The organism is Micromonospora sp. 4G55 (assembly GCF_016803375.1).
The window spans coordinates 1-6,590 of record NZ_JAEVHN010000338.1 but is presented as its reverse complement, the minus strand read 5'-3'; the positions used below and the strand labels follow the sequence as shown (position 1 = coordinate 6,590).

7 protein-coding genes and 1 pseudogene are annotated in these 6,590 nt (G+C 74.2%); 7 read left to right on the top strand and 1 reads right to left on the bottom strand.

The genetic code is table 11. The features are described 5' to 3' along the window. Positions 1 to 115: 115 nt before the first annotated feature. The 6 genes from JNW89_RS23445 to JNW89_RS23420 all read left to right on the top strand — a co-directional run bounded on the left by JNW89_RS23445 (position 116) and on the right by JNW89_RS23420 (position 5,656). Entirely contained in the window at positions 116 to 1,408 is a 1,293-nt protein-coding gene (locus JNW89_RS23445) for a pitrilysin family protein (protein ID WP_238450516.1), read from the top strand. Further along, positions 1,405 to 2,751, top strand: a complete 1,347-nt coding sequence (locus JNW89_RS23440; RefSeq protein ID WP_238450515.1) for a pitrilysin family protein — start codon at positions 1,405 to 1,407, stop codon at positions 2,749 to 2,751. The genes JNW89_RS23445 and JNW89_RS23440 overlap by 4 nt, the downstream gene beginning before the upstream one ends. 72 nt (positions 2,752 to 2,823) lie before the next feature. After that, positions 2,824 to 3,849 (top strand): aspartate-semialdehyde dehydrogenase, encoded by a 1,026-nt coding sequence (locus JNW89_RS23435; RefSeq protein ID WP_088960654.1) that lies wholly within the window; start codon positions 2,824 to 2,826, stop codon positions 3,847 to 3,849. A 104-nt stretch (positions 3,850 to 3,953) separates the two neighbouring features. Then, positions 3,954 to 4,394, top strand: a complete 441-nt coding sequence (locus JNW89_RS23430; protein WP_238450514.1) for a PPOX class F420-dependent oxidoreductase — start codon at positions 3,954 to 3,956, stop codon at positions 4,392 to 4,394. A 94-nt stretch (positions 4,395 to 4,488) separates the two neighbouring features. After that, complete coding sequence (locus tag JNW89_RS23425; RefSeq protein WP_238450513.1) at positions 4,489 to 5,175, top strand: TMEM175 family protein; 687 nt, start codon at positions 4,489 to 4,491, stop codon at positions 5,173 to 5,175. 64 nt (positions 5,176 to 5,239) lie between these two features. Next, positions 5,240 to 5,656, top strand: a complete 417-nt coding sequence (locus JNW89_RS23420; protein ID WP_238450512.1) for a CBS domain-containing protein — start codon at positions 5,240 to 5,242, stop codon at positions 5,654 to 5,656. Positions 5,657 to 5,726: 70 nt separating this feature from the next. On the opposite strand, the pseudogene JNW89_RS23415 reads toward JNW89_RS23420, so the two are convergent. After that, positions 5,727 to 6,305: pseudogene (locus tag JNW89_RS23415) on the bottom strand (DNA glycosylase AlkZ-like family protein); the annotation flags it as partial. A 104-nt stretch (positions 6,306 to 6,409) separates the two neighbouring features. Between JNW89_RS23415 and JNW89_RS23410 the strand changes: the two are divergent. Then, the coding region (locus JNW89_RS23410) for a hypothetical protein (protein WP_238450510.1) at positions 6,410 to 6,590 on the top strand (181 nt) is incomplete at its 3' end.

The following is a 6,590-nucleotide window of genomic DNA, read 5'->3' as shown; positions in this document are numbered from 1 at the left end:
TCGGCATGCCCTCTGCGGTACCCCGCACCGCCCGGTGGATGCCCGCCGCGCCGCACGGGCTCGCCGGCGGATCAGCTGTCCCCTTTCCGCCCCGGAGATCGGATAGCGTCGGGTCATGCCCGACAGCGGTTACCCCTGGCCCATCGAGACGACCCGACTGGACAACGGCCTGCGTGTGGTGGTGAGCGAGGACCGCACCGCTCCGGCGGTGGCGGTCAACCTCTGGTACGACGTGGGCTCCCGGCACGAGCCGACGGGGCAGACCGGTTTCGCCCACCTCTTCGAGCACCTGATGTTCGAGGGCTCGCTCAACGTCGCCAAGACCGAGCACATGAAGCTGATCCAGGGCTCCGGCGGCTCCCTCAACGCCACCACCAACCCGGACCGGACGAACTACTTCGAGACCGTCCCGGCCGAGCACCTGGAGCTGGCGCTCTGGCTGGAGGCCGACCGGATGGGCGGCCTGGTCCCGGCGCTCACCCAGGAGACGCTGGACAACCAGCGCGACGTGGTGAAGAACGAGCGCCGCCAGCGCTACGAGAACGTGCCGTACGGCGACGCCTGGCTGCGGCTGCTGCCGCTGCTGTATCCGCCCGGCCACCCGTACCACCACGCGACGATCGGCTCGATGGCCGACCTGAACGCTGCCGACCTGGCCACCTTCCAGGCGTTCCACACCACCTACTACGCGCCCGACAACGCGGTGCTCACCGTCGTCGGCGACGCCTCCGCCGTCGAGGTCTTCGCGCTCGCCGACAAGTACTTCGGGGCGATCCCCACGCGCGGGGAGATCCCGGCCGCGCCGGACGGCCGGACCGTCACGGCCACCGGCCGGGCCGCCGTCGAGACCGTCACCAGCGACGTCCCCGCGCCCCGGGTGTACGTCGCGCACCGCACCCACCCCTTCGGCACCCCCGGGTACGACGTGACCACCGTGCTCGCCGCGGTGCTCGGCAGCGGCCGGGGCAGCCGCCTCTACCAGCGCCTCGCGGACGGGGAACGGATCGCCCAGCCGGACCTGGTCGGGGCGTACGGAGTGGACCTGGCGCACGCCCCGGCGCCGCTGATCGCCACCGCCACCGCCCGCCCCGGGGTGGGCGCCGAGCGGCTGGCCGCCGGGGTCGCCGAGGTGGTCGACGAGCTGGCCACCGTGCCGGTGACCCACGCCGAGCTGGACCGCGCCAAGGCGCTGCTGAGCACCGCCTGGTGGCGGCAGATGTCCACGGTGGACGGCCGGGCGGACACCCTCGGCCGGTACGCCACCCAGTTCGGCGACCCGGCCAAGGCCGCCGAGCGGTTGCCGGCCTGGCTGGCGGTGACCGCCGACCAGATCGCCGAGCAGGCCGCCGAGCTGCTCGGCGCCGACGACCGGGTGACCCTGACCTACCTGCCGGAGGAGACCCCATGACGCTGATCGCCGCCCGTCCCGGCGCGGGCATTCCCCGCCCGTACCGGTTTCCCGCCGTGGTCCGCCGGGAGGTCGCCGGCGGCCGGGTGGTCGCCGCGCACCTGCCCGGGCAGAACCTCGCCGTGGCGGTGCTGCTGCTCGACGCCGGGGCCGGCCGCGAGCCGGTCGGCAAGGAGGGGCTCGGCGGGGTGCTGGCCAAGGCGTTGGAGGAGGGCACCGCGCAGCGGGACGCCACCACCTTCGCGCTCGCCGTCGAAGGGCTCGGCACCGAGCTGGTGACCGGGCTGGACTGGGACTCCTTCCAGGTCAGCGTGCAGGTGCCGGTGGACCGGTTGAGCGCGGCGGTGGAGCTGCTCGCCGAGGCGGTCCGTACGCCCCGGCTCGACCCCGAGGACGTGCGCCGGGTCCGCGACGACGAGGCGACCGCGCTGCGGATGGACTGGGCCAACCCCGGCCCGCGCGCCGACGCGGCGCTGCGCGCCGACCTCTTCGGCGCCGACAACCGGTGGGGCCGCCCGATGTACGGCGACCCGGACTCGGTGGCCGCGCTGGACGTCGAGGACGTCACCGTCTTCCACTCGGAGTGGTTCCTGCGGCCCGGCACGCTGATCGTCGCCGGCGACCTGGACCGCCTGGACCTGGACGCGCTCGCCGCGGCGGCGTTCGCCGGCACCGGCGGCGGCCCGGCCGAACGCGGCGGCCCGATCGAGGTGCCGCTGCACACCGGGCGGCGGATCCTCCTGGTGGACCGGCCCGGCTCGGTGCAGTCCACGCTGCGGCTCGGGCACCCGTCGCCGCACCGCGCCCACCCGGACCACGTGCCGATGACGCTCGCCGGCACGGTGCTCGGCGGGGCGTTCACCTCCCGCCTCAACCACCTGATCCGGGAGGTGCGCGGCTACACCTACGGCATCCGGGGCGACTTCGCCTCGTCCCGCCGCTTCGGCCGGTTCGCGGTCAGCTCCGGCGTGCAGAACGCGGTGACCGCGCCGGCCCTGGTGGAGGCGGTCGGGGAGATCACCCGTACCCAGCTCGGCGGGGTGACCGCCGACGAGCTGGCGGTGGCCAGCTCGTGGCGGGCCGGTCAGCTGTCGGTCGAGTTGCAGAGCCCGCGGGCGATCGCGTCGGCGCTGACCACCCTGGTGGTGCACGACCTGCCGGACGACTACCACGCCCGGCTGCGCGAGGCGCTGCTCGCCGCCGACGTGGCGGAGGTCTCCGCCGCGGCCGCCGCCCACCTGCACCCGGAGTCGCTGACCCTGGTGGTGGAGGGCGACGCGGCGGTGATCCGCGACGAACTCGTCGCGACCGGGCTCGGCGAGGTGACGGACGCCACGCTCTGATCGGGGCGAATCCGGTCCGGGCGGTGGGAAAGCATTCCCGCCCGGACCGGCCGCCTGGGTAGCCTCGCGGGCATGAGGATCGGCATTGTGGGGGCCACCGGCCAGGTCGGTGGCGTGATGCGGCAGGTGCTGGCGGAGCGCGACTTCCCGGCGGAGCAGGTGCGGCTGTTCGCTTCCGCCCGGTCGGCCGGGCGCACGCTGCCCTGGCGCGACGGCGAGGTGACGGTCGAGGACGCGGCGACCGCCGACTACTCCGGGCTGGACATCGTGCTCTTCTCGGCGGGCAAGGGCACCGCGAAGGAGCTCGCCCCCCGGGTCGCCGCCGCCGGCGCCGTGGTCATCGACAACTCCTCGGCGTTCCGGATGGACCCGGAGGTGCCGCTGGTGGTGGCGGAGGTCAACCCGCACGCCGCCGCCGTCCGCCCGAAGGGCATCATCGCCAACCCGAACTGCACCACGATGGCCGCCATGCCGGTGCTGCGCCCGCTGCACGCCGAGGCGGAGCTGGTCGGCCTGGTCGTCTCGACGTACCAGGCGGTCTCCGGGGCCGGCCTGGCCGGGGTCGCCGAACTGGACGAGCAGGTCCGCAAGGTCGCCGAGGACGCCAGCGCGCTCGCCTTCGACGGTGCCGCCGTGCAGTTCCCCACGCCGCGCTCCTTCGCCCGGCCGATCGCCTTCAACGTGCTCCCGCTCGCCGGCTCGATCGTCGACGACGGCTCGTTCGAGACCGACGAGGAGCAGAAGCTGCGCAACGAGAGCCGCAAGATCCTGGACATCCCGGGCCTGAAGGTCTCCGGCACCTGTGTCCGGGTGCCCGTCTTCACCGGTCACTCGCTCCAGATCAATGCCCGGTTCGCCCGGCCGCTCACCCCACAGCGGGCCCGCGAGCTGCTCGACGGCGCGCCCGGCGTGGCCCTGTCCGAGGTGCCGACCCCGCTGGAGGCCGCCGGCCAGGACCCGACGTACGTGGGCCGGATCCGCGCCGACGAGACCGTCGAGCACGGCCTGGCGCTGTTCTGCTCCAACGACAACCTGCGCAAGGGCGCCGCGCTGAACGCGGTCCAGATCGCCGAGCTGGTCGCCGCCGAACTCCGCTGAGCGGCCCGATCCGGGTGCGGGCGGCCTGCCGGACGGGCATATTGGTGCCTCTCAGGTGTGCCGCCCGCGCGGCGTACCACGCCGACGTCGACGCGGAGGATCCCATGGCGGACGAACGGACCCGGGCGGCCCTGGACGATCTCATCGCCGGCCGCCGGGTCGGCGTGCTCGCCACCGTCAAACGGGACGGCCGGCCGCAGCTGTCCAACGTGCTCTACGCCTTCGACCGCGAGCGTGCGCTGATCCGGGTCTCGGTCACCGACGGGCGGGCCAAGACCGCCAACCTGCGCCGCGACCCCCGGGCCAGCTTCCACGTCAGCAGCGACGACGGGTGGGCGTACGCGGTGGCGGAGGCGCGGGCCGAGCTGACCCCGGTGGCGACCGGACCGGACGACCCCACCGTCGAGGAACTGATCGGGCTCTACCGGGCGGTGCAGGGCGAACACCCAGACTGGGACGACTTCCGCGCCGCCATGGTCGCCGAGCGGCGCCTCGTGCTGCGCCTGCACGTCGAGCGGGTCTACGGCATGCCCCCGCCCGGCTGAGAGGCGGACGCGGCGGTGTGGCGGCGGCCGGGCGGGTATACCGGGCTCCTGCGTAACGCCGGCGACCGTACGGCCGGCGGGAACGGGGGAGCCGATGGGCGCCGAGCGGGCACGACCCGGACCGGCCGCGGCGCAGGAGGAGGCGCTGCGGTCGGACACCGCACGGGCCGTCGGGTTCAGCGACGCCGTCTTCGCGATCATCATCACGGTGCTGGTCCTGGAGCTCAACCCGCCCGAGGTGCACCCCGGCGGGATGGGGCACCTCCTGCTCGAACAGTGGCCGACCTACCTGGCGTACGTGACGTCGTACCTCTGGGTCGCGGTGGGCTGGCTCAACCACAAGGGCACCTACCACCGCATCCGCAGCACCGATCGCGGCCTGCACTGGTGGAACCTCGCGGTGCTCTTCAGCACCGCGCTGCTGCCGTTCGCCACGGTCGTCGTCTCCCGGTCGGTGCAGGCCGGCGACCGGGCCGACGAGACGGTGGCGGTGGTGCTGTACGCGGCGGTCGGGGTGGTGCTCTCCGCCGCCTGGCTCGGGCTCTACCACTACCTCAGCCGGCACGAGGAGCTGTTGCAGGAGCACGTCCCGGCCCGGTTCTTCGCCGTAGAACGCGGTCGGGCGGTGCTCGGCATCGGCGCGTACGGGGTGGCCGCGCTGGTCGGCTGGCTGGGCGCGGTGCCGGTGGCGTTGGTGATCTTCCTGCTGCTGCCGCCGTTCTACGCGCTGTCCAGCAACGGCTTCTACGACCTGCGGCGGCGGCTGCGGCGGCACCGCTGAGCATGCGTTACCTGCTGCGGTGTGGCGGGTAGACGGGGCCTGCCGACACCGAGAGGGGAGCACCATGACAACGGTCGGAGAGTTCATGACGACCCGGTTGGTGACGATGGACGGCAACGACACGCTCACCGCGGCGGCGCAGGAGATGCGGGACAGCGCGATCGGCGACGTGGTGGTGACCGCGGGAGACGACGTGGTCGGCATCGTCACGGATCGGGACATCACGGTCCGTGCGGTGGCCGAGAACATGGATCCGAACACCACCAGGCTCAACCAGATCACCAGCAAGGACGTGGTGACGGTCAGCCAGTACGACGACGCCGTCGCCGCGGCCGACCTGATGCGCACCTACGCCGTACGCCGGCTGCCGGTGATCGACGACGGCAAGCTGGTCGGCCTGGTGTCGATGGGTGACCTGGCGGTCGAGCGGGAACCGCAGTCGGTGCTGGCCGACATCAGCGCCGACGAGCCCAACAACTGACCTGTCCGCCGCGGGCTGTGACGCCGGCTCCCCTCGTGGGGGCCGGCGTCCGTCCTGCCCGGGAGTGCCCTCAGGCGGTCTCCACCCGGACCGTCACGGCGGGCGCCCCACGGGCCAGTCGTACCGTCTCGGCCTCCGCCTCGATCCGCTCGCCGGCCCGACGCGACAGCTGGGTGAACGGGGTGACGGTCAGGTCGAGCCGACCCCGACCGGACTGTTTGGCCCGCCAGGTGCCGCTGATCTCGCCGTCGACCAGCAGCGCGCCCGGGTTGCCGAGCATCCGCCACAGCTCCCGCTGGTGCGCCCGATCGGGGACCAGGACGTCCCGGTCCCGCGCCTGGAGGAACGGGTCGCCGGTCGGCAGGAGGCGGACGCCGTCCAGCGGCTCGGCGCCGCGCAGCGCGTCCAGGCGGTCGGTGGGCAGCCACGCCCGCTGGCCGTCCACCCGGACCTCGGTCAGCTCGGCCGCCGGCCACACCGCCCGCAGCTCGGTGGCGGAGGTGCCCAGGAAGCCGGCCACGTCCGCCACGGTGGCCGGTCCGAGCAGGCGGAGATACGCCAGCACCAGGCCCGCCGTGCCCGCCGCCCGCGTGGGCAGCGCCGGTCGGTCGGCCAGCGGCGCCAGCCGGGCACCCCGCCCGGACACTCCAGCCGGACGCCGCCGGCCAGCCGGCCTGCTGGAAGAGGGACCCGGCGACGTGCCGCGCCGCGCACGGCCCGCAGTCGTAGCTCAGCTCGGCGGGGATGCGATCGGTGACCGCCCGGCTCACCGCGCCCTTGTCCATGGCGGTGGTGACGACCTCCCGGAAGGCCTGCGCGGTGCGGTGGAAGGCGACCGTGCCGAGCTTCGTCGCCCCGGCGCGGATCTGCCCGGCCACCCGGCGCGCGGCGTCGGCGTCGCTGAGCGGCCAGAGCGCGGCGGCCAGCCTGGTCA